Source organism: Marinobacter persicus (assembly GCF_002934325.1).
GTDB classification, from domain to species: Bacteria; Pseudomonadota; Gammaproteobacteria; order Pseudomonadales; family Oleiphilaceae; genus Marinobacter; species Marinobacter persicus_A.
Genome location: NZ_PTIV01000001.1, coordinates 96456 through 120586, shown reverse-complemented (window position 1 = coordinate 120586; position 24131 = coordinate 96456). Strand labels below are relative to the sequence as shown.

Below are 24131 nucleotides of genomic sequence, written 5' to 3'. Positions count from 1 at the left end.
CGGATAACTCATGGGCGCTGCCAACAGCGCGAAAGAATTCAAAGTTGCTGACAGGTTTACCGAGACATGCCAAAACGTACTGACATCAAAAGCATCCTGATCCTGGGCGCCGGCCCCATCGTGATCGGGCAGGCGTGCGAATTCGACTACTCCGGTGCGCAGGCGTGTAAAGCCCTGCGTGAAGAGGGTTACCGGGTGATTCTGGTGAACTCCAACCCGGCCACCATCATGACCGACCCGGTCATGGCCGATGCCACCTACATCGAGCCCATCACCTGGAAGACCGTCGAGAAGATCATCGAAAAGGAACAGCCGGATGCCCTGCTGCCCACCATGGGTGGCCAGACCGCATTGAACTGCGCGCTGGACCTGGAAAAACACGGCATCCTGGAAAAGCACGGCGTGGAAATGATTGGCGCCAACGCCGACACCATTGATAAAGCCGAAGACCGGGACCGTTTCGACAAGGCCATGCGCAAGATCGGCCTGGAGTGCCCGCGTGCCACCATCGCCCATTCCATGGCCGAAGCCTGGGAAGTGTCCGAGGACATCGGCTTCCCCTGCATCATCCGTCCGTCCTTCACCATGGGCGGCTCCGGTGGCGGTATCGCCTACAACAAGGAAGAGTTCGAGGAAATCTGTACTCGCGGCCTCGACCTTTCTCCGACCAACGAGCTGCTGATCGACGAATCCCTGATCGGCTGGAAAGAGTACGAGATGGAAGTTGTCCGTGACAAAAACGACAACTGCATCATCGTCTGCGCCATCGAGAACTTTGACGCCATGGGCGTGCACACCGGTGACTCCATTACCGTGGCACCGGCCCAGACCCTGACCGACAAGGAATACCAGATCATGCGGAACGCCTCCCTGGCGGTCCTGCGTGAAATTGGTGTGGAAACCGGCGGCTCCAACGTCCAGTTCGGCATCAACCCGGACACCGGCCGCATGGTCGTTATCGAAATGAACCCGCGGGTGTCCCGTTCCTCGGCACTGGCCTCCAAAGCCACCGGCTTCCCGATCGCCAAAGTGGCGGCCAAGCTGGCGGTGGGTTACACCCTGGACGAGCTGCAGAACGAAATCACCGGTGGCGTGACCCCGGCCTCGTTCGAGCCGAGCATCGACTACGTGGTCACCAAGATTCCGCGTTTCACCTTCGAGAAATTCCCGCAGGCCGACGCCCGCCTGACCACCCAGATGAAGTCCGTGGGTGAGGTGATGGCCATTGGCCGGACCTTCCAGGAATCCCTGCAAAAAGCCCTGCGCGGTCTGGAAGTGGGCTCCGAAGGCATGGATGAGAAGCTGGAAGACCTGCAGTCGGAAAGCTCGAAAGAGACCCTGACCCGCGAGCTGAACGTGCCGGGCGCCGAGCGAATCTGGTACATCGGCGATGCCTTCCGCTCCGGCATGACCGTCGAGGAAGTGTTCCGCAACACCCACGTGGACCCCTGGTACCTGGTGCAGATCGAGGACCTGATCCGCGAAGAGGAAATGCTGAAGTCCGCCGGCAAGGCCGACATCGACAAGACCACCCTGTTCCGGCTCAAGCGCAAGGGCTTCTCGGACGCGCGCCTCGCCAAGCTGCTGGGTATTTCCGAAGTCAGCCTGCGTAAGCTGCGCCACGACCTGGACGTGCGCCCGGTGTACAAGCGCGTGGACACCTGCGCGGCGGAATTTGCCTCCGACACCGCCTACATGTACTCCACCTATGAGGAAGAGTGCGAAGCGGATGTCTCGGATCGCGACAAGATCGTGGTTATCGGCGGTGGCCCGAACCGGATCGGTCAGGGCATCGAATTCGATTACTGCTGTGTTCACGCCGCCCTGGCCATGCGCGAAGACGGCTATGAAACCATCATGATCAACTGCAACCCGGAGACCGTCTCGACCGATTACGACACCTCCGACCGGTTGTATTTCGAGCCGATCACCCTCGAAGACGTGCTGGAAATCGTCTACATCGAGAAGCCCAAGGGCGTGATCGTGCAGTACGGCGGCCAAACACCGCTGAAACTGGCCCGTGGCCTGGAAGCGGCCGGCGTGCCCATCATTGGCACTAGCCCGGACGCCATCGACCGCGCCGAGGATCGTGAGCGCTTCCAGCAGATGATCCAGCGCCTGGGTCTGAAGCAGCCGGAAAACGCCACCGTGCGCAGCCACGAGGAAGGCATCCTGGCGGCTCGCGAGATTGGTTATCCGCTGGTGGTCCGTCCGTCCTACGTGCTGGGCGGACGTGCCATGGAAATCGTCTATGACGAGAAAGAGCTGGTGCATTACATGCGCAGCGCGGTACTGGTTTCCAACGACAGCCCGGTACTGCTGGATCACTTCCTGAACGCCGCTATCGAGGTGGACATCGACGCCATCTCCGACGGCACAGACGTGGTCATTGGTGGCATCATGCAGCACATTGAGCAGGCCGGCGTGCATTCCGGCGACTCCGCCTGTTCGCTGCCGCCGTACACCCTGCCCAAAGAGGTGCAGGATGAAATGCGCGAGGCCGTGAAGAAAATGGCTATCGAGCTGGACGTGATCGGCCTGATGAACGTACAGCTGGCCTGGCAGGGCGGTGAGATCTACGTCATCGAGGTGAACCCTCGTGCCTCGCGGACCGTGCCGTTCGTGTCCAAGGCGGTGGGCGTTTCCCTGGCGGCGGTCGCGGCTCGGGTTATGTCCGGCAAGACCCTGAAAGAGCTGAACTTCACCCAGGAAATTGTGCCGGAGCACTACTCGGTGAAAGAGTCCGTGTTCCCGTTCAACAAATTCCCGGCGGTGGACCCGATCCTGGGGCCGGAAATGAAGTCCACCGGTGAGGTGATGGGTATCGGCGACAGCTTTGATGAAGCCTTCGCCAAGGCTTCCCTGGCGTCCGGTGAGCGCCTGCCGGTGAAAGGCGTGGCCTTCATGTCGGTGCGGGATGTCGATAAGCCGGCGGCGGCCAAGGTGGCGCGCGACCTTCAGGAAGCCGGTTTCCGCATCATCGCCACCACCGGCACCGCCGAAGCCCTGGCCGAGGCTGGCGTTGAGGCGGAGCGCGTGAACAAGGTTCGCGAGGGTCGTCCGCACATTGTCGATGCCATCAAGAATGGCCAGGTGCAGTTGATCATCAACACCACCGAGGGTCGCAAGGCCATTGCTGACTCGGCGCAGATCCGCCAGTCCGCCTTGCAGACCAAGACAACCTATACAACGACACTGGCAGGCGGTGAAGCGTTCTGCCGGGCCATCAAGTTTGGCCCGGAGCGCACCGTTCGTCGTCTCCAGGAACTACACGCAGGAAAGTAAGAATTATGGCTGACAGAGTACCCATGACCAAAGCAGGGGAAGAAAGCCTGCGCGAAGAACTGAAGAAGCTGAAAGGCGAAGATCGGCCGCGAGTCATCGCGGCCATTGCTGACGCCCGGGAACACGGCGATTTGAAAGAGAATGCCGAGTACCATGCCGCGCGTGAGCAGCAGAGCTTTATCGAAGGTCGTATCCAGGAAATCGAAGGCAAGCTGGGTGCCGCCCAGGTAATCGATGTCACCACCATGGAGAACACCGGCAAGGTGATTTTCGGCACCACCGTGCACCTGGTGAACATGGATACGGACGAGGAAGTGTCTTACCAGATCGTTGGTGAGGACGAGGCAGACATCAAGGCAGGCAAGCTATCTATCTCCTCGCCGATTGCCCGCGCGCTAGTGGGCAAGAACGAAGGTGATGTGGTGGCTATCCGCATTCCTTCGGGCACCGTGGAGTACGAAATTGCCGAGGTGGAATACATCTAAGGTATTCCGGGCAAACAAAAAGCCGGCGCGGGTACTCCCCGGGCCGGCTTTTTGTTTTTAGTGGCGAATCATTTGTTTCTCAGCAGATTCGACAGCTTCGGGTTGGGCTGCTTGGCCCGACGCAGGATCACAGCGATCTTGCCGATGGTCTGCACCAGCTCGGCGCCGGACGACTCGCACAGGGCGTCAATCGCCTCGCGGCGCACGTCGCGGTCGGGGCTGGCGACTTTGATCTTGATCAGCTCGTGATCGTTCAGGGCACGCTCCAGCTCTTCCTGGAGGCCTTCGGAAAGGCCCTTGTCGCCAACAATAATCACGGGTTTCAGGTTGTGGGCAATGGCCCGGTATTCCCGGCGCTGTTCCGGTGACAAACTCATTATGTAATCTCTTAATGGGTGCAATTAACAAAAGGTCAGCGGTATGACGGCTGACAACATCGTATAATTCACGCATTGTAACAGATTGCTTGCGCCCACAAATGGGGGTGTATACCGACACCTCCGCTGGTCAGCAGGCAATCCGGAGGAAGGCTTGGCTCGCTCCATGTCCAGCGGTCGCTGGATGCAGGAACATTTGGACGATGCCTGGGTCAAAAGCGCCAGTAGGGATGTGGCCGCTACGGATGGGCCATTTCTGGTGGACAGACGTACAATTAGTGTAAGGTGTCGAGAAAGGATAGGGTGCCAAGCGGCGTCCGTCCGGCAATTCACAGGTGATGATCCTTGAACGATATGGCAAAAAATCTGGTTCTCTGGCTAATCATAGCCGCAGTCCTGTTGATGGTGTTTCAGAATTTCTCTCCCACCACCACGGGGCAACAAGTTAACTATTCCCAGTTTGTTGAAATGGTCCAGCAGGGCCAGGTTCGGCAAGTAACCATTGATGGTCTGCAGGTGCAGGGTACCCGCGGTGACGGTTCCCAGTTCCAGACCATTCGCCCGCAGGTGTCCGACAATAAGCTGATGGACGATCTGCTGGCCAATAACGTCGAAGTTATCGGCAAGGAGCCGGAGCGCCAGAGCCTGTGGACACAGCTTCTGGTGGCGGCATTCCCGATCCTGATCATCATCGCGTTGTTCGTGTTCTTCATGCGCCAGATGCAAGGCGGCGGTGGCGGCGGCAAAGGCCCCATGTCGTTTGGCAAGTCCAAGGCGCGCCTGATGAGCGAAGACCAGATCAAGACCACCTTCGGTGACGTCGCCGGCTGCGATGAAGCCAAGGAAGACGTGAAAGAGCTGGTGGACTTCCTGCGCGATCCGAGCAAGTTCCAGCGCCTGGGCGGTCAGATTCCCAAGGGTGTGCTGATGGTGGGCCCGCCGGGTACCGGTAAGACCCTGCTGGCAAAGGCTATTGCCGGTGAGGCCAAGGTGCCGTTCTTCTCGATCTCCGGTTCCGACTTCGTGGAAATGTTCGTGGGTGTGGGTGCGTCCCGTGTCCGTGATATGTTCGAGCAGGCCAAGAAACAGAGCCCGTGCATCATCTTCATTGACGAGATCGATGCGGTCGGCCGTCACCGTGGTGCCGGCATGGGTGGTGGTCACGACGAGCGTGAACAGACCCTCAACCAGTTGCTGGTTGAAATGGACGGCTTTGAAGGTAACGAAGGCGTTATCGTTATTGCCGCCACCAACCGTCCGGACGTGCTGGACCCGGCGCTGCTGCGCCCCGGTCGTTTTGACCGCCAGGTGGTCGTCAGTCTGCCGGACATCATCGGCCGTGAGCAGATCCTGAAAGTTCACCTGAAGAAAGTGCCGCTGGCCGAAAGTGTGGAGCCGTCCACCATCGCCCGCGGTACCCCGGGCTTCTCCGGTGCCGATCTGGCCAACCTGGTGAACGAGGCGGCGCTGTTCGCGGCCCGTCGTAACCAGCGCCTGGTCTCCATGGAAGAGCTGGAGCTAGCCAAGGACAAGATCATGATGGGCGCCGAGCGCAAGTCCATGGTGATGAGCGAAAAAGAGAAGCTCAACACGGCTTACCACGAATCCGGCCACGCCATCGTGGGTCGGCTGGTGCCGGAGCACGATCCGGTCTACAAGGTGAGCATTATTCCCCGTGGTCGGGCCTTGGGTGTCACCATGTTCCTGCCCGAGGAAGACAAGTACAGTCACTCCAAGCGTTACCTGATCAGCTCCATCTGCAGCCTGTTTGGCGGGCGGATCGCCGAAGAGCTGACCCTGGGCTTTGATGGGGTGACTACGGGTGCCTCCAACGACATCGAGCGCGCCACCCAGTTGGCTCGCAACATGGTCACCAAGTGGGGCCTGTCGGAAAAGCTGGGTCCGCTGCAGTACGACACCGAGAGCGAAGAGCCGTTCCTGGGGCGTTCGGCTGGCCAGTCGCACACTGTGTACTCGCCGGAAACCGCCCAGCGCATCGATGAGGAAGTGCGTAACATCATCGACAGCTGCTACGAGCGGGCCAAGCAGATCCTGGTTGATAACCGGGACAAGCTCGACATGATGGCGGATGCGCTGATGAAGTACGAAACCATCGACAGCCATCAGATTGACGACATCATGGCTGGCCATAAGCCGCGCCCGCCCAAGGGCTGGGGTGACAGCGGCCCGACCGGTGGCGTCAAGGCGGATGAGCCGGAAGGGGCCCCCGAGCCCAAGGGCTCGGACGATGGTCGTCAGCCCGGTGTTGGTCGCCCTGCCGGCGAACACTGATTTCGCTGGCTATTCGCCACAGGCTGATACGCCGCCCGGTTCCGGGCGGCGTTTGTTTTTGTATTCCCCTAATATCCAACCCCTGGAACCTGCACTATGGAAATGAACTTTGCCGGCCGGCAGCTTGATCTGTCCAAGAACCATGTGATGGGTATTCTGAACGTAACGCCGGACTCGTTTTCGGATGGCGGGCATTTCAATCGGCCCGAAGCGGCTTTGTTGAGAGCCCGGGAAATGGTCAGAGATGGTGCCTCCTTTATTGACGTGGGCGGCGAATCCACCCGGCCGGGGGCATCGCCGGTCTCTACCCAGGAAGAGCTGGACCGGGTCTGCCCGGTGGTCGAAGCTATCTCTCGCGAGCTGGATACGGTGATCTCCGTGGATACCAGTAATCCCGAAGTCATGGCCGAAACAGCGCGCCTGGGCGCCGGACTGATCAACGACGTGCGTGCGCTTCAGCGCGAAGGGGCCTGCAAGGTGGCCGCCGAGGCGGGCATTCCAGTGTGCATCATGCATATCCAGGGTGAGCCCGATCACATGCAGGATGACCCCCGTTACCGGAACGTGCACCGGGAAGTCAGTCTGTTTCTGACTGAACGCATGCGCGAAGCCGAGCGGGCCGGGGTGCTCCCGGAAAACATCATTCTTGATCCGGGCTTTGGTTTTGGTAAAACCGTGGAGCATAACGTCCAGTTGCTGGCGACTCTCGAACAGCTTCGTATTCTTGGGCATCCCATTCTGGTGGGCATGTCCCGCAAATCCATGTTGGGCGCCATCACGGGCCGCGAGGTCAGTGAACGCTTGCCTGCCAGCCTGGCGGCGGCGACAATAGCCGCCATGAAAGGCGCCGGCATTCTGCGGGTGCACGATGTACGGGAAACCGTGGACGCCATGAAGGTGGTCGCGGCAGTGAAGGAGGCAATTTGATGTCCCAGCGTAAATACTTTGGCACCGATGGCATTCGTGGTCGGGTCGGTGATTCGCCCATAACTCCGGATTTCATGTTGCGACTGGGCTGGGCCGCCGGGCAGGCGTTCAAGAAGGATGGTCAGCGCAACAGCGTGCTGATTGGCAAGGACACCCGTTTGTCCGGTTACATGTTTGAATCGGCACTGGAAGCGGGCCTGTCAGCAGCCGGCGTGGACGTCAAGCTCCTGGGGCCAATGCCGACGCCGGCGATCGCCTACCTGACTCGTACCTTTCGGGCCTCGGCTGGCATCGTCATCAGCGCCTCACACAACCCGCATCATGACAACGGCATCAAGTTCTTCTCCTCCGCCGGCACCAAGCTGGACGATGCCCTGGAGGCCGAAATCGAGCGTTGGCTCGACAAGCCCATTGAGGTGTGTGCGCCGGAAGAGCTGGGCAAGGCCTTTCGGGTGGACGACGCTCCCGGTCGTTATGTCGAATTCTGCAAGAGCACCGTGCCCAACGAATTTACGCTCGATGGGATGCACATTGTGCTGGATTGCGCCCATGGAGCGACTTACCACGTGGCGCCCAAGGTGTTCCAGGAGTTGGGCGCGAAGGTAACCACCATTGGTGCCAACCCGGACGGCCTGAACATCAACCTCAACGTGGGCTCCACGCATCTGGACGCGCTGAAAAAGACGGTGGCCGAAAAGCAGGCGGACTTGGGCATTGCCTTTGATGGCGACGGCGACCGTGTGCTGATGGTGGACCGTGACGGCTCGGAAGTGGACGGCGACGAGTTGCTGTACATTCTCGCTTCCCAGCGTCATCTGGAGGGAAGGTTGCGCGGCGGCGTGGTCGGTACCCTGATGACCAACCTGGGTGTGGAGCTGGCCCTGCAGGAGGCGGGCATTGCCTTTGAACGGGCAAAAGTGGGCGATCGTTATGTCATGGAGCGTCTGCTGGCCAACGGCTGGCTGATTGGCGGTGAAGGCTCCGGTCACATGGTGATCCGCGACTGCACCACCACCGGCGACGGTATCGTCTCTGCGCTGCAGGTGCTGCTGGCCGTGCGCCGCTCCGGCGAAACCATGGCCCAGCTCCGCCGGGGCATGGCCAAGTTGCCGCAGAAGATGGTCAATGTGCGGGTCGCGAAACGCTTCGATCCGTTTAGCCGTGAAGACATCGTGGAAGCGGTCCGGAAGGCGGAACAGCACCTTGGCGAGAATGGCCGCATCCTGTTGCGGGCCTCTGGTACCGAGCCGCTGATTCGGGTTATGGCCGAAGGCAAAAATGCGGTGGAAATTGGGCGCATTGCTGACGAATTGGCGCTGGTGGTCGAGAACTCCAGTCCCTGAGTCCGGCTTGTGCGGGCCCGGTGACTGCTGTATAGTTCGGCGTCGCTTAATTCAGGGCTGTCGAGAGTAACCATGCGTCGCAGGATCGTAGCTGGAAACTGGAAAATGAACGGGTCGCAGGACCTGGTGAAACAGTTGGTCGGTGCTGTGGCCGCTGAGGCCGGCAGCCTGGAATCCGGGCCTGACATCGCCGTGATTCCCCCGGCTTTGTATGTCGGTCAGGTTCTGGAAAGTGCTGGAACCGCGCTGCAGGTCGGTGTCCAGAACGTGGCCTGCTGGCAGTCCGGTGCCTACACAGGGGAAGTGTCCGCAGCAATGGTCCGGGACATGGGTTGTCGTTACGCGCTTGTCGGACACTCCGAGCGCCGGCAGTTGTTCGGTGAAACCGACGAGCAGGTTGCGCAGAAAGTTGCGCGGGTGCTGGAAAGTGGCCTGACTGCCATGCTGTGTGTCGGCGAAACGCTCGAAGAGCGCAGTGAAGGCCGGGCCGAGCAGGTCGTGGCTGAGCAGATTCGCCAGGGGTTGTCCGAGGTGGGTGCTGACCAGTGGGGTCAGGTTGTGATCGCCTATGAGCCAGTCTGGGCAATCGGTACCGGTAAAACCGCGACCGCCGAAGACGCGCAAGCCATGCATTTGCACATTCGAGGTGTACTTGAATCGGTAAATGCACCGGCAAATGAGGTTTCGGTACTTTACGGCGGCAGCGTAAAAGCGGATAATGCGGCCGCTCTGTTCGCAGAGCCGGACATTGATGGTGGTCTTATTGGCGGTGCATCGCTGAAGGCCGACGAGTTTTTAAGCATTTGCCGGTCGTTCCCGGCGGGTGCGTAAGCCAAAACGTTTACGAGAGTCAGTATGGATTGGATGGAAACACTGGTAGTTACTGTGCACGTCGTGATCGCCGTGGCGCTGGTGGGTCTCGTTCTGATCCAGCAGGGCAAGGGCGCTGACGCGGGCGCCGCGTTCGGTGGTGGAGCGTCCCAGACCGTATTTGGCAGTCAGGGCAGCGGTAGCTTCCTGACCAAGATGACGACCCTGCTGGCCGTTGTCTTTTTTGTGACCAGTTTTTCGCTGGCAGTATTTGCCAAGCAGCGCGCTGAAGTCGCTGGCGAAGCGGGCATTCCCGTAGTTGAGGAATCCTCCGATGCGCCGGCTCTGGATGAGCAGCCTGCTGAAGCCGATACGGCCAACAGCGATGGCAAGGCCGGGAATTCTCAGGTTCCCGACCTTCAGTAAGTTTGATGCCCGGGTGGTGAAATTGGTAGACACGCTATCTTGAGGGGGTAGTGGCGAGAGCCGTGCCGGTTCGAGTCCGGCCCCGGGCACCATATTGACGAAGACGGCTTGGTTTACCCAGGCCGTTTTCTTTTTGGTCAGTCCTTGACCAATCCGCATGGCGTCTCTATACTCCGGCGGATATCGGAGTCGGCGCTAGCGCCGGCTTCCGGGCAGGCCAGGTGTCTGTCGGCAGAACACAGCTTGGGGCTGTCTTCTGCGAATTCTTGCAACAAAAGGCCCCGGTTTCAGGGGCTTTTTGATTAAAGGGCCTGGCGCAAAAGGCCCTGTGCATTAAAAGGGCTGATTAACAGCCCTTTTTTTGTTTGTGGACTTTGAAAATCTGAAAATGGAGGCGGCGACACTTGTCAGCCAAGCTCAAGCAACTGGAAGAAATTCTGCGCCCGGTCGTGGAAGGATTGGGGTACGAGCTCTGGGGGATCGAATTCCGTTCCCGGGGTACTAACTCCATGCTGCGTATCTTCATCGACGATGCCGAAAATGGCATCAGCATTGAAGATTGCGAAAAAGTCAGTCGACAGGTCAGTGGCGTGATGGATGTGGAAGACCCCATCCAGACGGAATACACCCTGGAGGTGTCTTCGCCGGGTATGGATCGGCCACTGTTTCGTCTCGAGCACTACCGGGAGTTCGTCGGCTACACGGTCAAGCTCCGTCTGCGCATGGCCTTTGAGGGGCGTCGCAAGTTCCAGGGCTTGATCAAGGGTGTTGAAGACGACGACGTGATCATTCAGGTGGATGACCACGAATATCTGCTGCCGTTCGACAGTATCGAAAAAGCCAGCATTGTACCCACATTCAAGTAAGTGCCGACGTTTGAATTATTCGCGCGAATATAGTTTTGGAAGTATCGATCATTTTGAGGGCAGGGCAATCCAATGAATAAAGAGATCTTGCTGGTAGTGGAATCCGTCTCGAACGAGAAAGGCGTCGAGAAGGATGTAATTTTTGAGGCGATTGAACTCGCTCTCGCCACCGCTGCCAAAAAACGTTACGAAGACGAGGAAGCGGACATCCGGGTTGCCATTGATCGCCGCACCGGAGAGTACGAAACCTTCCGCCGCTGGCTGGTAGTGGACAACGACGCTGTGCCGGCACTGGGCACCGAGTTGACCCTTCAGGAAGCGGAAGAAATTGATCCAGAGCTCAAGCCGGGTGATATCCACGAAGAGAAGGTGGAATCCGTCGCGTTCGGTCGTATCGGCGCCCAGGCGGCCAAACAGATCATCTTCCAGAAAGTCCGTGAAGCCGAGCGCACCAAGATCGTTGATAGCTACCGTGACCGCGTTGGCGAGCTGGTGTCCGGTACCGTCAAGAAGGTTACTCGCGACAACGTGATCGTTGATCTGGGCAGCAATGCCGAAGCACTGCTGCCGCGTGAGCACCTGATTCCCCGCGAAACCTTCCGCATGGGTGACCGGGTTCGGGCCCTGCTGTTGGAAATTCGCACCGATCATCGCGGCCCGCAGCTGATCCTGAGCCGTACCGATCCGCAGATGCTGATCGAGCTGTTCCGCATTGAAGTGCCGGAAATCGCCGAAGACCTGATCGAGATTCGCGGTGCCGCCCGTGACCCCGGTTCCCGCGCCAAGATCTCCGTGAAGACCAACGACCGCCGGATCGATCCGGTGGGTGCCTGTGTTGGCATGCGCGGTTCCCGCGTACAGGCGGTCTCCAACGAACTGGGCGGCGAACGTGTCGACATCGTGCTGTACGACGATAACCCGGCCCAGTTGGTGATCAACGCCATGGCACCGGCGGAAGTCGCGTCCATCGTGATGGACGAAGACCGTCACACCATGGAAGTGGCCGTTGCCGAAGATAATCTGGCACAGGCCATCGGCCGTAACGGCCAGAACGTCCGTCTGGCGACCGACTTGACCGGTTGGGTGCTGAACGTGATGACCGAGGAAGAAGCCGGTGAGCGTCAGGAGCAGGAATACAACCGCCTGCTGGCGCACTTCATCGACAACCTGGACGTGGACGAGGAATTTGCCGGCGTCCTGATCGAGGAAGGCTTCACGTCCATTGAAGAAGTGGCCTATGTGCCGATGGAAGAGATGCTGGCCATTGATGGCTTTGACGAAGAAACGGTAACCGAACTTCGTAACCGCGCCAAAGATGCCCTGTTGAACCAGGCGCTGGCCAGCGAAGAAGCCCTGGAGGGCGCAGAACCTGAGGAAGATCTTCTGAACATGGACGGCATGGACCGTGCCCTGGCCTTCAAGCTGGCCGGCATGGGTGTGCGCAACATGGAAGATCTGGCCGAGCAGTCGATTGATGAGCTGCTCGAGATTGAAGGTATGGATGAAGAGCGTGCCGGTCAGCTGATTATGACCGCACGTGCACCCTGGTTTGAAGACCAGGCCTGAGTCGGGAGAGGAGGACCAGTATGGCTGAAGTAACGGTAAAACAACTGGCCGCAGATGTAGGCGCTCCCGTGGATCGTTTGCTGAAGCAGATCGTGGAAGCGGGCCTGAAAGCTCGCAGCGAAAATGACACGGTGACCAGCGATGAGAAGCAGCAGTTGGTGGCCTATCTGAGAAAAACGCACGGCGAGACCGAGGCCGAGCCGCGCAAGATTACGCTCAAACGCAAAACGACCACCACGTTGAAGGCGGGTAAAGCCAAGACTGTGAACGTGGAAGTCCGCAAGCGCCGCACCTACGTGAAACGTGCGGAACTGCAGCCGGAAGCGCAGCAGGAAACACCGAAATCGGAAGCACCGGCAGAGCAGGCTTCCGCACCGGAGCAGCCGGCGCCAGAGTCAGCGCCGAAAGTGGCTGCTGAGCAGGAACAAAAGGCCCCTGAAGCCCCGGCGGCAACGGAGCCCAAGGCAACCGAGCAGGAACCTGCCGCGGAAGCTGGCTCTAACAAGGCCGTCAAGCCAGAGCCTGAACCCCAGCCGGAGGACATGCCCATGCCTCCGCCCGAGGATGATGGCCGGGATCGCAAACCGAAGAAGAAAAAAGAGAAAGAGAAGGCCCGCGAGCGCGGCGATGATCTGGAAGAAGGCAAGCCGAAGAAGAAAAAGGCTGGCCATCGTGGTCCACGTAACCGGCCTGTTGAGGAGCCGGTGGTGCTGTCCGAGGATGAAGAAGAAGCCGTTCCTCGCAAGCAGCTGCGGGCCAAAAAGAAACCGAAACAGAAGCGACACGCCTTCGAGAGACCAACCAAGCCTATGGTTAGAGAAGTAGAGATTCCCGAAACCATCACCGTGGGTGATCTGGCCCAGCGCATGGCGGTGAAGTCCGCCGATGTGATCAAAACGCTGATGGGGATGGGGGTTATGGCCACCATCAACCAGGCCCTGGATCAGGAAACCGCCATCCTGGTGACCGAAGAGCTGGGCCACAAGCCCAAAGCCACCAGCGAAGACGCTTTTGAAGAAGAAGTGTTGAGTGAGATTACCGAACTGGCCGAGGGTAAGGAAAAGGTCAAGCGTGCGCCGGTTGTCAGTGTGATGGGTCACGTTGACCACGGTAAGACCTCGCTGCTGGACTACATCCGCCGCACCAAGGTTGCCTCCGGTGAGTCAGGTGGTATTACCCAGCACATTGGTGCTTACCACGTGGAAACCGATCACGGCATGGTGTCCTTCCTGGATACCCCTGGCCACGCCGCGTTTACCGCCATGCGTGCCCGCGGTGCCCAGTGTACCGACGTGGTCGTACTGGTTGTGGCTGCCGACGACGGCGTGATGCCGCAAACCAAAGAAGCGGTGGATCACGCCCGTTCTGCCGGTGTGCCGATCGTTGTGGCCATCAACAAGATGGACAAGGAAGAAGCCGATCCGGATCGCATCAAGAACGAACTCGCCGCTATGGAAGTGATTCCCGAAGACTGGGGCGGTGACGTGCAGTTCGTTCCGGTCTCCGCCAAGAGCGGCGAAGGTATCGACGACCTGCTTGAAGCCCTGCTGCTTCAGGCCGAAATCCTGGAACTGGAAGCCTCTCCGGACGCCGCCGCCAAGGGCGTTGTCGTGGAATCCAGCCTGGAGCGTGGTCGTGGTTCGGTTGCCACCGTTCTGGTTCAGAACGGCACCCTGCGCCAGGGTGACACCATTGTGGCCGGTGCCTACTACGGCAAGATCCGGGCAATGACCAACGAAGCCGGTGACCAGGTCAAAGAAGCCGGTCCCTCGATCCCGGTAGAGATTCTGGGTCTTAACGGTACGCCGGACGCCGGCGACGAATTCTTTGCCGTGGCCGACGAGAAGAAAGCCAAAGAACTGGCCGAGTTCCGTCAGACCCGCGAGCGGGAACAGCGTCTGCAGCGCCAGCAGGCCGCCAAGCTCGAGAACATGTTCGAGAACATGGGCAAGGACGAGGTGAAGACCCTGAACGTGGTGCTCAAGACGGACGTTCGTGGTTCCCTGGAAGCCATCGTCAAGGCGCTCCAGGATCTGGGCAACGACGAAGTTCAGGTCAAGGTGGTGTCCTCGGGTGTGGGCGGTATCGCCGAGACCGACGTCAGCCTGGCCATGGCCACCAATGCGGTCATCTTCGGCTTCAACGTGCGTGCTGATAACGCCGCCAAGAAGCTGGTTGAACAGGAAAACCTGGATCTGCGCTACTACAGCATCATCTACAACCTGATCGATGACGTGAAAGCGGCCCTGACCGGCATGCTGGCGCCGGAATTCCGCGAGGAAATCCTGGGTGTGGCCGACGTACGCGATGTGTTCCGTTCACCGAAGTTCGGCCAGGTGGCTGGTTGCATGGTGACCGAAGGCAACGTTTACCGTAACAAGCCGATCCGTGTCCTGCGTGACAACGTCGTTATTTTCGAAGGCGAGCTGGAATCCCTGCGCCGCTTCAAGGACGACGTTCAGGAAGTGCGTAACGGCATGGAATGCGGTATCGGTGTTAAGGGCTACGATGTGAAAGTGGGCGACCAGATCGAGGTATTTGATCGCGTGAAGGTTGAACGCAAGCTCGAATCCACGGGGGCCTGATGGCACGGGAATACAGTCGCGTCGATCGCATTGGCGATCAGATGCAACGAGAGCTGGCCCAGCTGATCCAGCGTGAGGTGAAAGACCCTCGCGTTGGACTGGTCACGGTTAACGCCGTCAAGGTGAGCCGGGACCTGGGCTATGCCGACATCTATGTGTCATTGCTGTCGACCGAAGAGCTGACCGAGGATTCTCCGGAGATCCAGGACGCCCTGGGTGTGCTGAACAAGGCTTCGGGTTTTCTTCGGGGCCAGATTGGTCGCGCCATGAAACTGCGAGTGGTTCCGCATCTGCGGTTCCACTTCGACTCGCTGCTGGGTGAAAGCCGGAAAATGGATCGCCTGATTCGCGAAGCGGTGGGTGAGCACCCATCCGTGCCCCGGGATGACAACGATGACCCGGTATCCGATAACCCGGAGCGTGACGCTTGAGCCGCAGAAGAAAAGGCCGCAACGTCAACGGCATCCTGGTGATCGACAAGCCCATTGGTGTTACGTCCAACGGCATCCTGCAGCAGGTCAAACGCCTGTTTGGCGCCGCCAAGGCGGGCCATACCGGAGCGCTTGACCCGCTGGCCACCGGTGTATTGCCGCTGTGCTTTGGGGAGGCCACCAAGTTCTCCCAGATGATGCTGGACAGCGACAAGGCCTACATCACCACCGCCCGGCTCGGTATCCGCACCGAAACCGGCGACAGTGAAGGCGCCGTGGTCGAGGAGAAACCAGTGCCCGCGTTGACCGAAGCCGATGTGGAAGCGGTTCTGGCGCGGTTCCGGGGCCCGATTGAGCAAGTGCCCTCCATGTACTCGGCGCTGAAGCATCAGGGCCGCCCCCTCTACGAATACGCCCGCGAAGGCATCGAGATCGAACGACCGGCCCGCCCGGTCACGATTCACGAGCTGACTTTGCTGGCAGTTCGTGAGAACGAGCTGGACCTGGCGGTGAGTTGCACCAAGGGCACCTACATCCGCTCCCTGGTGGAGGATATTGGCGACGCCCTGGGATGCAGTGCGCATGTCAGCGCCCTGCGCCGTACCATGGCCTCGGGCTATACCCTGGAGGCTGCCCACGATGTCGGTACCCTGGAAGCCATGCGTGAGCGAGGCGAAAGCCTGGACGGCCTGTTATTGCCGCCGGACAGCGCCCTGACCATGTTTCCGGAACTTCATCTTTCCGGCCCTTCGTTGGTGTCGATATTGAATGGGCAACCGGTTAGAATGACGGACCAATCCCTGGAAGGCTTGGTGCGCCTTTACGGCAACCAGGGCTTTGTGGGATTGGCAGAAGCATTGCCAGAGGACGGTGGTATCCAGTTGGTGCCCCGTCGGCTGGTCAAGAGCAGCTAGCGGTCAATTTGGTCGCTGCTGGTTAGCCGGGCTGTAGAGATGCGCGGTTCGGCCGGATTCTCAAGCATCGCAAACAATGAGGTGTAATATGGCACTGTCTGCCAACGAGAAAGCTCAGATCGTCAAGGATTTTCAGCAAGCCGAAGGTGACACAGGTTCCCCTGAAGTTCAGGTAGCCCTGTTGAGCGCCAACATCGACAAGCTGCAGGATCACTTCAAGACCAACAAGCAGGATCACCATTCCCGCCGTGGTCTTATCCGGATGGTAAACCAGCGTCGTAAGCTGCTGGACTACCTGAAGCGTAAAAACGCCGACCGTTACCTGGATCTCATCCAGCGTCTGGGTCTGCGTCGTTAATCCGGGTTGACGACCGGAAAGGCCGGCCCGGGATTACCGGGCCGGCCAGCTTCTCTCCCGCTGTCTGTGCTGGCCCTTTCCGGGAAAGCCGGAGAGTGAACACTGCAATTGATGTGTCTGTGAAACCTGAGGGTACTCCCTGTCACAATTGAAAGCCGGTATTGATAGCAGGTTGTTGAAAAGCCCGGGTGGTGCAGGTTTGACTGCACGCCTTACCGGGGTTTTGCAACAGCCTGTTAGCTTTCAGACGGGTTGCCTTGGGTTCGCATGAGTTGACCAATAATCAGGAGTCTATTGTGGATCTGCAACCACGTAAGAAAACGTTTGAAATGGGTGGCGAAACGTTCACCCTGGAAACCGGTCGTGTTGCCCGTCAGGCAACCGGCGCGGTACTGGTCTCCACCGGCGATACCGCCGTGCTGGGTACCGTTGTGGGCGCCAAGGAGCCCAAGCCGGGTCAGGGTTTCTTCCCGCTGACCGTGAACTATCAGGAAAAGACTTACGCCGCCGGTAAAATCCCGGGTGGCTTCTTCAAGCGTGAAGGTCGTCCTTCCGAGAAGGAAACCCTGACTTCCCGCCTGATCGACCGTCCGATCCGTCCGCTGTTCCCGAATGGCTACATGAACGAAGTACAGGTGGTCTGTACTGTCATGTCTGCCAGCAAGGAGCATGACCCTGATATTGCCGCCATGCTCGCTGCCTCTGCCGCGCTGGCCGTTTCCGGCATTCCGTTTGATGGTCCGATCGGTGCCGCCCGCGTTGGTTACACCAACGAGCAGGGCTACTTCCTGAACCCGACCTTCGAGCAGCTGGAAACCTCTGCCCTGGACATGGTTGTCGCTGGTACCGAAGAAGCCGTCCTGATGGTGGAATCCGAAGCCAAGGGCCTGACCGAAGATCAGATGCTGGGCGCCGTTCTGTACGGTCACCAGGAAATGCAGACTGCCATCACCGCCATCAAGGAATTTGCCGCCGAGAACGGCAAGCCGCGTTGGGAGTGGCAGCCGGAGGAAGAGAATACCGAGCTGCTGAACGCCATCCAGAGCGACTTCGGTAGCGCCATCGAGGAAGCCTACAGCATCCGCGACAAGATGGACCGTTACGCGCGTCTTGGCGAAATCAAGACCGAAGCGGTTGAGAAGCTGGCCAGCAGCGAAGAAGACGACGGCAAGCCGGCCGAAGACGAAGTGAAGAAGTACTTCGGCAAGGTTGAGAAAACCGTGGTTCGCCAGCAGGTCATCGATGGCAAGCCGCGCATCGACGGTCGTGACAACCAGACCGTGCGTCCGATCGAAGTGGAAGTGGGCATCCTGCCATCCGTTCACGGTTCCGCCCTGTTCACCCGTGGTGAAACCCAGGCCATCGTGACCGCCACGCTGGGTACCACCCGCGATGTGCAGATCATCGATGCCCTGGAAGGCGAACGCAAAGATCCGTTCCTGTTCCACTACAACTTCCCTCCGTACTCCGTGGGCGAAGCTGGCCGCATGGGCTCCCCGGGCCGTCGTGAGATCGGTCACGGTCGTCTGGCCAAGCGTGGTGTGGCAGCGGTTATGCCGACCATCGAAGAATTCCCGTACGCCATCCGTGCGGTGTCCGAGATCACCGAATCCAACGGTTCCAGCTCCATGGCCTCTGTCTGTGGTTCCTCCCTGGCACTGATGGACGCCGGTGTGCCGCTGAAGGCACCGGTGGCTGGTATCGCCATGGGTCTGGTCAAGGAAGGTGACAAGTTTGCCGTTCTGACCGATATCCTGGGTGACGAAGACCACCTGGGCGACATGGACTTCAAGGTAGCCGGTACCAAAGACGGCGTGACTGCCCTGCAGATGGACATCAAGATCCAGGGCATCACCGACGAGATCATGGAAATCGCCCTGGAGCAGGCCAATGCTGCGCGCCTGCACATCCTGGGTGAGATGAACAAGGTGATCGCCGAGCCGCGTGCCGAGCTGTCTGATCGTGCGCCGAGCATCACCACCATCAAGATCGACCCGGACAAGATCCGTGACGTGATTGGTAAGGGCGGTGCCACCATCCGTTCCATTTGCGACGAGACCGGTGCCTCCATCGATCTGGACGACGACGGCAACGTGAAGATCTACGCCGACAACCAGGCGGCAGCCCAGGCAGCGGTCAAGCGTGTGAAGGAAATCACCGCCGAGATCGAAGTGGGTGCTATCTACAAGGGTCGCGTTGAGCGCATCGTGGACTTCGGTGCCTTCGTGAACATCCTGCCGGGTAAAGATGGCCTGGTGCACATCTCCCAGATCGCCGATCACCGTGTAGAGAACGTGACCGACGAAATGAGCGAAGGTCAGGAAGTTCTGGTGAAGGTCCTGGATGTGGACAACCGTGGTCGCGTGAAGCTGTCCATGAAAGAAGTGAAGGAAGGCGAGCAGCCGACCGATCTGGCCGAGTAACACTCCGCCAGTCACGAAAAAACCCGCCTGTTGGCGGGTTTTTTTATGCCCGGTCGAGCGCTGGCTCAGCCTCCCAGGTACGCCTCCCGTACTTCCGGGTTGTTGAGCAGGTTCTTGCCGGTATCCTGTAGGCGAATACGGCCGTTTTCCAGCACGTACCCCCGGTCGGCCAGGCTCAGGGCCTGGTGCGCGTTCTGCTCCACCAGGAACACCGTGATGCCTTCTTCCCGTAGTTGCCCGATGATGTCAAAGATCTGCTGGATAATCAGCGGCGCCAGCCCCAGGGAGGGCTCATCCAGGATGATCATGCGCGGCTTGCTCATCAGTGCCCGGCCAATGGCCAGCATCTGCTGCTCACCGCCGGACATGGTGCCCGCCCGCTGATTTTCGCGCTCTTTCAGGCGAGGGAACAGTTCGTAGACGTGTTCCTGGCTCTTGCGGATCTCGGCCTTGGTATTGAAGAATCCGCCCATGTGCAGGTTCTCCTCCACTGTCAGCCCGGAGAATACACGCCGGCCCTCGGGCACAATGGCAATGCCCGAGCGCATGATGTTGGCGGTGGCCTCACGGGTGATGTCGCGGCCTTCCAGCATGACCCGCCCGGAACTGGCCTGCGGGTTGCCGCAGACCGTCATCAGCAGGGTGGTTTTGCCGGCGCCATTGGCGCCAATCAGCGAGACGATTTCACCTCGCTTAACCTCCACGGATACCCCGTGCAACGCTTCAATCTTGCCGTAGTGGGTATGAACGTTTTCCAGTACCAGCATAATGTTCCTCAGGCCTCGCCCAGATAAGCTTTGATCACGTCGTCGTTCTGGCGCACTTCCTCGGGCGTACCGCTGGCCAGGGGACGTCCCTGGCTGATCACATTGATACGGTCGGAAATCCCCATCACCAGACTCATGTCGTGCTCAATCAGAAGGACTGAGACGTTGTAGTCTTCTTTCAGGCTGACAATCAGGTAGTCCAGCTCTTTGGTTTCGGCCGGGTTGAGGCCCGCCGCCGGCTCATCGAGCATCAGCAGCTTGGGCTCGGTGACCATGCAACGGGCAATTTCCAGGCGACGTTGCTGGCCATAGGCCAGGTTGCCGGCTTCCCGGTTGGCGACCTCCAGCAGGCCGACCCGGTCCAGCCAGTAGCGGGCCCGCTCCAGGGACTGTTTCTCCCGTCTCCGGTAGTCGGGGGTCTTCAGGAGCCCGGCAATGAGGTTGGTGTTCACATGCCGGTGTTGGGCCACCAGCAGGTTTTCCACCACCGTCATGTTGCCGAACAGGCGCACGTGCTGAAACGTGCGCACCATGCCCATGCGGGAAATCTTGTAATCCGGTTTGCCCTGGATTTCCTTGCCTTCAAACAGGATCTGGCCGCCACTGGGCTTGTAGAAACCGCTCAGGCAGTTGAAGACCGTGGTCTTGCCGGCCCCGTTGGGGCCGATGATGGATACAATTTCGCGTTCTTTGACGTCCACGCTGACCTGGTCGACAGCCAGCAGGCCGCCGAAACGCATGGACAGATTCTTTACTTCCAGCATACCTGTCACCCCTGCTTGCCAAGTTCAATGTGGATACGACGCATGGGCAACAGGCCCTGGGGCCGCCAGACCATCATCAGTACCATGGCGGCACCGAACACCAGCATCCGGTAATCCGAAAATTCCCGTGCCAGTTCCGGCAGGATGGTGACCGCGATTGCAGCCAGTATCACGCCGATCTGTGAACCCATACCCCCAAGGACCACAATGGCCAGGACAATGGCGGATTCCAGGAACACGAAGGATTCCGGGCTGATAAAGCCCTGCTTGGATGCAAAGACGGTGCCGGCGAAGCCCGCAAAGAAGGCGCCAATGGTGAACGCCGAGAGTTTTACGGCGGTACGGCTGAGGCCGAGTGACCGAGCGGCAATTTCATCCTCCCGCAGGGCTTCCCAGGCGCGGCCAACCGGCATGCGCATGAAGCGGCGAATGATCAGCCCGGTAATGACGGCCAGTACCAGGGCAATCAGGTACAGGAAGATGACCTTGTGCTCACTGGCATAGGCGATACCGAGGGTTTCGTGGAAGGAGGTGTTGCCTTCCTCCTTGATGCGCCGGCCAAACTCCATGCCGAACAGGGTGGGTTCCGGAATGCCACCGATCCCGTTCGGGCCGCCGGTGAGATTGGTCCAGTTGTTCAGCAGGATGCGGATGATTTCACCGAAGCCAAGGGTCACAATGGCCAGGTAGTCGCCGCGCAGCCGGAGTACCGGGAACCCCAGCACCAGCCCGAACAGGGCGGCCAGGCAGGCGCCGATGGGCAGGGCCATCCAGAAGGAGAAACCGGCGTATTGGGACAGCAAGGCAAAGGTGTACGCGCCGACCGCATAGAAGGCGACATAACCCAGATCCAGCAGGCCGGCCAGGCCGACCACCACGTTCAGGCCCAGTGCCAACATGATGTAGATCAGGACCAGGGTAGCCAGGTCGACCGAGCCGCGAGAGACAAAGAACGGCCAGAACAGTGCCAGCACGATAATGCCGGTGAGCACCCAGGATTCCAGTTTCGCGCGCTTCTGCTGGGGCATGGGGTCCCGCCCGCTCAGGGGATTAAGGCGGGAAATGAACCCCAGACGCGCCATGATATCGTCACGGAACAGCTGGAACAGAAATACCACGACGGCGGCAAGGAAAACCGACACCACCGTGAAAGTGGTGGCACCCTCCAGATACACCACGGCGCCGTCCGCCACCAGATTCAGGCCGAGGATGGGATAGGAGATCACCAGGGTGATCACCGCGCAGAACAGAGCGTGTTTAATGTTGTTGGCAGCCATCAGATCTTCTCAACCTCCGGTTTGCCCAGCAGTCCGGTGGGTTTGAACAGCAGAATCAGGATTAGCAGGCCGAAGGACACTACATCCTTGTATTCGCCACTGAGGTAGCCCGAGGTCATGCTTTCGGCCACGCCCAGAATGAGCCCGCCCAGCATGGCGCCGGGAATGCTGCCGATGCCGCCCAAAACGGCCGCGGTGAAGGCCTTGAGACCGGCGATAAAGCCGAACAGTGGGTCAACCGAACCGTAGTACATGCCCAGCAACAGACCGGCGACAGCCGCCAGGGCCGCGCCGATGACAAAGGTCGCTGAGATGATCCGGTTGGTATCAATGCCCAGCAGGCTGGCCATGCCCAGATCCTGGGATACCGCACGACAGGCACGCCCTGTGCGGGAGCGGGCGATAAATGTGGACAGTGCTGTCATGCAGATCAGGGTGGTAATGAAGATGGTGATCTGGATGTAGGAGATGGACAGCGGGAAGGTGTCTTCAGAGCCAAGCTGGAAGCCGCCTTCAATCAGGGCCGGGAAGCCAATGTTGCGGGAGCCTTGCGCGAGGTGGACGTAGTTTTGCAGAAAAATGGACATACCGATGGCGGAGATCAGGGGGATGAGTCGGTGTCGTCCCCGTACCGGTCGGTAGGCGACCCTTTCCACCGCCCAGCCCATGGAGCTGGATACAATCACCGCACAAATCAGGGCGACCAGTAATACGATGGGTAGCCAGGTAATTCCCAGCGTGGCCAGTCCAGTGATGGCGATCAGTGCTGTGTAGGCACCAATCATGTAGATTTCGCCGTGGGCGAAGTTAATCATGCCAATGATGCCGTACACCATGGTGTAGCCGATGGCGATCAGGGCATAGGTGCTGCCGATGGTCAGTCCGTTGATCAGCTGCTGGAAAAAATACAGTAGATCTTGCATGTGGAACTCCGAATGCCTGTTCCCGGAATGGGTTAACAGGAGCCCAGAAAAACACCTTCCCTCCTCCCCGAGAGTGAGGGGAGGCGGGGAAGGTGCTTATCTTACCGCAATTTAATGATTGGGGGCTTATTTTGCGACGGTTTTGCTACCGTCGGCGTGCCATTCGTAAACCACGAACTCGAAGGACTCCATGTCACCGTCTTCATCATACTCGATGGTGCCAATCGGAGTTTCGAAGGTGCCGGAGCGCAGGGCATCCGCCACTTCAAACGGATCGGTGGACTCGGCCATTTCGATACCGTCGGCAATCACCTGAACCGCCGCGTAGGAGGTCAGCACAAACGGACCGGAGGGGTCTTCGCCTTTCTCGGCAAATGCCTCGGCCAATTCCTGGTTTTCTGCTTTCTGATCGAATGCCGGGGGCAGGGTGACCAGCAGGCCTTCAGCCGCTTCGCCGGCAATGCTGGTAATGCCATCGTTACCCACGCCTTCCGGGCCCATGAAGGTCGCGTCCACATTGGCCTGGCGAGCCTGGCGCAGGATCAGGCCCAGCTCCGGGTGGTAGCCGCCGTAGTACACGTAGTCCACATCTGCCTGTTTGATCTTGGTGACCAGTGAGGAGAAGTCCTTGTCGCCGGCGGTAATGCCCTCAAACATGGCGATGTCCACGCCCTTGTCTTCCAGGGTGTCGCGTACGGCGGTGGCAATGCCTTCACCGTATTGCTGCTTGTCGTGAACAATTGCGACGCGCTCCGGGCCCTGGGCGGCGATATAGTTGGCTGCGGCGGGGCCCTGCATGCTGTCCAGGCCGATGGTACGGAAGACAGTGTCGTAGCCGCGCTCGGTGATGGCCGGGCTGGTGGCGGCCGGGGTAACCATCAGGATACCTTCGTCATAATAGATGTCGGAGGCCGGCTGGGTGGAGCTGGAGCAGAGATGACCCACCACGAACTTGACGCCTTCGTTCACCATGCGGTTGGCAACGGTCACGGCCTGTTTGGGGTCACAGGCGTCGTCCATTTCCACGGCCACGAGTTCTTCACCCATGACACCGCCCTGGGCGTTGATGCGTTCAATAGCCATGCGGGTGCCGGCAAACTGCATGTCACCATACTGGGCGACGGGGCCAGTCATGGGGCCGGCAACGCCAATCTTGATTTCAGCAGCGGCCTGGCCAGCGGCCATCAGTGCAACGGAGGTACCTACAGCGGTAGCGAGCTTCTTAACGGACATTTTCATCGTGTTTTCCTGTTTGGCAGAGTTATTCTTATGTTCTCAGGAACTTAAACAAACACCACCGCCTGCGCCTTGT

20 protein-coding genes and 1 tRNA gene are annotated in these 24131 nt (G+C 59.4%); 15 read left to right on the top strand and 6 right to left on the bottom strand.

Going from position 1 to position 24131, the window contains the following annotated elements; genetic code table 11:
• Nucleotides 1-66: 66 nt before the first annotated feature.
• Both carB and greA read left to right on the top strand, forming a co-directional pair.
• Nucleotides 67-3285 (top strand): carbamoyl-phosphate synthase large subunit, encoded by a 3219-nt coding sequence (carB, locus tag BY454_RS00580; protein ID WP_104414685.1) that lies wholly within the window; start codon nt 67-69, stop codon nt 3283-3285.
• A 5-nt stretch (nt 3286-3290) separates the two neighbouring features.
• Nucleotides 3291-3770, top strand: coding sequence for a transcription elongation factor GreA (gene greA, locus BY454_RS00575; protein ID WP_104414684.1), 480 nt, complete (start codon nt 3291-3293; stop codon nt 3768-3770).
• A 68-nt stretch (nt 3771-3838) separates the two neighbouring features.
• Here the strand turns inward: greA and BY454_RS00570 are convergent, their stop codons facing one another.
• Entirely contained in the window at nt 3839-4147 is a 309-nt protein-coding gene (locus BY454_RS00570) for a YhbY family RNA-binding protein (RefSeq protein ID WP_104414683.1), read from the bottom strand.
• 345 nt (nt 4148-4492) lie between these two features.
• Between BY454_RS00570 and ftsH the strand changes: the two genes are divergently transcribed.
• The 13 genes from ftsH to pnp all read left to right on the top strand — a co-directional run bounded on the left by ftsH (nt 4493) and on the right by pnp (nt 19088).
• Complete coding sequence (gene ftsH, locus BY454_RS00565; RefSeq protein WP_181049611.1) at nt 4493-6439, top strand: ATP-dependent zinc metalloprotease FtsH; 1947 nt, start codon at nt 4493-4495, stop codon at nt 6437-6439.
• A 96-nt stretch (nt 6440-6535) separates the two neighbouring features.
• Nucleotides 6536-7366, top strand: coding sequence for a dihydropteroate synthase (gene folP / locus BY454_RS00560; RefSeq protein WP_104414682.1), 831 nt, complete (start codon nt 6536-6538; stop codon nt 7364-7366).
• On the top strand, nt 7366-8709 hold the full coding sequence (gene glmM / locus BY454_RS00555) for a phosphoglucosamine mutase (RefSeq protein ID WP_104414681.1): 1344 nt from the start codon (nt 7366-7368) through the stop codon (nt 8707-8709). Before folP ends, glmM begins: the two co-directional genes overlap by 1 nt.
• A 72-nt stretch (nt 8710-8781) precedes the next feature.
• Nucleotides 8782-9540, top strand: a complete 759-nt coding sequence (tpiA, locus tag BY454_RS00550) for a triose-phosphate isomerase (RefSeq protein ID WP_104414680.1) — start codon at nt 8782-8784, stop codon at nt 9538-9540.
• A 24-nt stretch (nt 9541-9564) separates the two neighbouring features.
• Nucleotides 9565-9945 (top strand): preprotein translocase subunit SecG, encoded by a 381-nt coding sequence (gene secG / locus BY454_RS00545; RefSeq protein WP_104414679.1) that lies wholly within the window; start codon nt 9565-9567, stop codon nt 9943-9945.
• Between the two features lie 7 nt (nt 9946-9952).
• Nucleotides 9953-10037: transfer RNA gene (locus BY454_RS00540), tRNA-Leu, on the top strand.
• Between the two features lie 312 nt (nt 10038-10349).
• Nucleotides 10350-10811, top strand: a complete 462-nt coding sequence (gene rimP, locus BY454_RS00535) for a ribosome maturation factor RimP (protein WP_104414678.1) — start codon at nt 10350-10352, stop codon at nt 10809-10811.
• Between the two features lie 72 nt (nt 10812-10883).
• A complete protein-coding gene (gene nusA / locus BY454_RS00530) occupies nt 10884-12377 on the top strand; it encodes a transcription termination factor NusA (RefSeq protein ID WP_104414677.1) in 1494 nt (497 codons plus the stop codon).
• Between the two features lie 20 nt (nt 12378-12397).
• Nucleotides 12398-14962 (top strand): translation initiation factor IF-2, encoded by a 2565-nt coding sequence (gene infB / locus BY454_RS00525; protein ID WP_104414676.1) that lies wholly within the window; start codon nt 12398-12400, stop codon nt 14960-14962.
• Nucleotides 14962-15393, top strand: coding sequence for a 30S ribosome-binding factor RbfA (gene rbfA / locus BY454_RS00520; protein WP_104414675.1), 432 nt, complete (start codon nt 14962-14964; stop codon nt 15391-15393). The genes infB and rbfA overlap by 1 nt, the downstream gene beginning before the upstream one ends.
• The gene (gene truB, locus BY454_RS00515; protein WP_104414674.1) at nt 15390-16307 is read left to right on the top strand and encodes a tRNA pseudouridine(55) synthase TruB; all 918 of its coding nucleotides are present in this window, start codon (nt 15390-15392) and stop codon (nt 16305-16307) included. The genes rbfA and truB overlap by 4 nt, the downstream gene beginning before the upstream one ends.
• Nucleotides 16308-16395: 88 nt before the next feature.
• A complete protein-coding gene (rpsO, locus tag BY454_RS00510) occupies nt 16396-16665 on the top strand; it encodes a 30S ribosomal protein S15 (RefSeq protein WP_091701620.1) in 270 nt (89 codons plus the stop codon).
• A gap of 329 nt (nt 16666-16994) precedes the next feature.
• Nucleotides 16995-19088 (top strand): polyribonucleotide nucleotidyltransferase, encoded by a 2094-nt coding sequence (pnp, locus tag BY454_RS00505; RefSeq protein ID WP_374953532.1) that lies wholly within the window; start codon nt 16995-16997, stop codon nt 19086-19088.
• A gap of 65 nt (nt 19089-19153) precedes the next feature.
• Here the strand turns inward: pnp and BY454_RS00500 are convergent, their stop codons facing one another.
• From BY454_RS00500 to BY454_RS00480, 5 genes are all read right to left on the bottom strand, one after another.
• Nucleotides 19154-19855, bottom strand: a complete 702-nt coding sequence (locus BY454_RS00500; RefSeq protein ID WP_104414672.1) for an ABC transporter ATP-binding protein — start codon at nt 19853-19855, stop codon at nt 19154-19156.
• 8 nt (nt 19856-19863) lie between these two features.
• Nucleotides 19864-20619, bottom strand: a complete 756-nt coding sequence (gene livG / locus BY454_RS00495; protein ID WP_104414671.1) for a high-affinity branched-chain amino acid ABC transporter ATP-binding protein LivG — start codon at nt 20617-20619, stop codon at nt 19864-19866.
• Between the two features lie 5 nt (nt 20620-20624).
• The gene (locus tag BY454_RS00490; RefSeq protein ID WP_104414670.1) at nt 20625-21896 is read right to left on the bottom strand and encodes a high-affinity branched-chain amino acid ABC transporter permease LivM; all 1272 of its coding nucleotides are present in this window, start codon (nt 21894-21896) and stop codon (nt 20625-20627) included.
• Complete coding sequence (livH, locus tag BY454_RS00485) at nt 21896-22819, bottom strand: high-affinity branched-chain amino acid ABC transporter permease LivH (protein ID WP_104414669.1); 924 nt, start codon at nt 22817-22819, stop codon at nt 21896-21898. Before livH ends, BY454_RS00490 begins: the two co-directional genes overlap by 1 nt.
• Nucleotides 22820-22945: 126 nt before the next feature.
• On the bottom strand, nt 22946-24058 hold the full coding sequence (locus BY454_RS00480; RefSeq protein WP_104414668.1) for a branched-chain amino acid ABC transporter substrate-binding protein: 1113 nt from the start codon (nt 24056-24058) through the stop codon (nt 22946-22948).
• Nucleotides 24059-24131: the final 73 nt, after the last annotated feature.

Coding starts and splice junctions, on each gene's coding strand:
- carB (WP_104414685.1), top strand. CDS start 67: ATGCCAAAACGTACTGACATCAAAAGCATCCTGATCCTGGGCGCCGGC.
- greA (WP_104414684.1), top strand. CDS start 3,291: ATGGCTGACAGAGTACCCATGACCAAAGCAGGGGAAGAAAGCCTGCGC.
- BY454_RS00570 (WP_104414683.1), bottom strand. CDS start 4,147: ATGAGTTTGTCACCGGAACAGCGCCGGGAATACCGGGCCATTGCCCAC.
- folP (WP_104414682.1), top strand. CDS start 6,536: ATGGAAATGAACTTTGCCGGCCGGCAGCTTGATCTGTCCAAGAACCAT.
- glmM (WP_104414681.1), top strand. CDS start 7,366: ATGTCCCAGCGTAAATACTTTGGCACCGATGGCATTCGTGGTCGGGTC.
- tpiA (WP_104414680.1), top strand. CDS start 8,782: ATGCGTCGCAGGATCGTAGCTGGAAACTGGAAAATGAACGGGTCGCAG.
- secG (WP_104414679.1), top strand. CDS start 9,565: ATGGATTGGATGGAAACACTGGTAGTTACTGTGCACGTCGTGATCGCC.
- nusA (WP_104414677.1), top strand. CDS start 10,884: ATGAATAAAGAGATCTTGCTGGTAGTGGAATCCGTCTCGAACGAGAAA.
- infB (WP_104414676.1), top strand. CDS start 12,398: ATGGCTGAAGTAACGGTAAAACAACTGGCCGCAGATGTAGGCGCTCCC.
- rbfA (WP_104414675.1), top strand. CDS start 14,962: ATGGCACGGGAATACAGTCGCGTCGATCGCATTGGCGATCAGATGCAA.
- rpsO (WP_091701620.1), top strand. CDS start 16,396: ATGGCACTGTCTGCCAACGAGAAAGCTCAGATCGTCAAGGATTTTCAG.
- pnp (WP_374953532.1), top strand. CDS start 16,995: ATGGGTGGCGAAACGTTCACCCTGGAAACCGGTCGTGTTGCCCGTCAG.
- BY454_RS00500 (WP_104414672.1), bottom strand. CDS start 19,855: ATGCTGGTACTGGAAAACGTTCATACCCACTACGGCAAGATTGAAGCG.
- livG (WP_104414671.1), bottom strand. CDS start 20,619: ATGCTGGAAGTAAAGAATCTGTCCATGCGTTTCGGCGGCCTGCTGGCT.
- BY454_RS00490 (WP_104414670.1), bottom strand. CDS start 21,896: ATGGCTGCCAACAACATTAAACACGCTCTGTTCTGCGCGGTGATCACC.
- livH (WP_104414669.1), bottom strand. CDS start 22,819: ATGCAAGATCTACTGTATTTTTTCCAGCAGCTGATCAACGGACTGACC.
- BY454_RS00480 (WP_104414668.1), bottom strand. CDS start 24,058: ATGAAAATGTCCGTTAAGAAGCTCGCTACCGCTGTAGGTACCTCCGTT.